Annotated in this window: 1 protein-coding gene; it reads left to right on the top strand. The window is 61.7% G+C overall.

Going from position 1 to position 1030, the window contains the following annotated elements:
- Positions 1-704 (top strand): DNA polymerase III subunit beta (dnaN, locus tag AC1VAN_RS22815; RefSeq protein ID WP_480986864.1); only part of this gene is annotated, 704 nt, incomplete at its 5' end.
- Positions 705-1030 lie beyond the last annotated feature (326 nt).

Genomic DNA, 1030 nt, shown 5'->3' with positions numbered 1-1030 from the left:
CCCTGAAGGAGCTGATCGAGCGCACTGCGTTCGCGATGGCCCAGCAGGACGTGCGCTAYTACCTCAACGGCCTGCTGTTCGACCTGCGCGGAGATGCGCTGCGCACTGTCGCCACCGACGGTCATCGGCTGGCCCTGTGCGAAACCGATCTGGCCAAGCCCAGCGGTTCCAAGCGCCAGATCATCGTGCCGCGCAAGGGCGTGACCGAGTTGCWGCGCCTGCTGGAAAGCGGTGATCGCGAGATCGAACTGGAAGTCGGCCGTAGCCACGTTCGCGTGAAGCGCGACGATGTGACCTTCACTTCGAAGCTGATCGACGGTCGCTTCCCGGATTACGAGGCAGTGATTCCGATTGGTGYCGACCGCGAGGTGAAGGTTGATCGCGAAGCACTGCGTGCCTCGCTGCAGCGTGCTGCGATCCTGTCCAACGAGAAGTACCGCGGCATCCGCGTGGAAGTTTCGCCGGGCAACCTGAAGATCAGCGCGCACAACCCGGAGCAGGAAGAAGCCCAGGAAGAGATCGAGGCCGACACCACGGTCAGCGACCTGGCCATCGGCTTCAACGTGAACTACCTGCTGGATGCCCTCTCCGCCCTGCGCGACGAAGAAGTGATCATCCAGCTGCGCGATTCCAATTCCTCGGCGCTGGTGCGCGAATCCAGCAGCGAGAAGTCGCGTCATGTGGTGATGCCGTTGCGTCTCTGACAGCTGCGCCGTTCCACGTGGAACACATGGACGCCCGGGATCTCCCGGGCGTCTTTTTTTGTTCCACGTGGAGCATCGTTGCGAATGCTTACCGCCGCCCTTGGCGGCTCCTGCAGATGAGAGAATCCACGTTGCCCTGATGGGTTGTCGGCGCATGGAACCCACGATCCCGGGAAGCCAGCTGTGGAATCCACATGCTGAGATGACGAGACACGTTGGATATGAGCACGCAGCGGGATCCGATCCAGCGGCTTCCGCTTGCGTGCTGACCTCTCTGTCCACAGGCCTCGTTCGTAGGAATTCGGCGCTTCCCTAGCTTCTAAATC

It is taken from the genome of Stenotrophomonas sp. 05L44_2, assembly GCF_056665995.1.
This window is presented reverse-complemented; position numbering and strand designations above follow the sequence as displayed.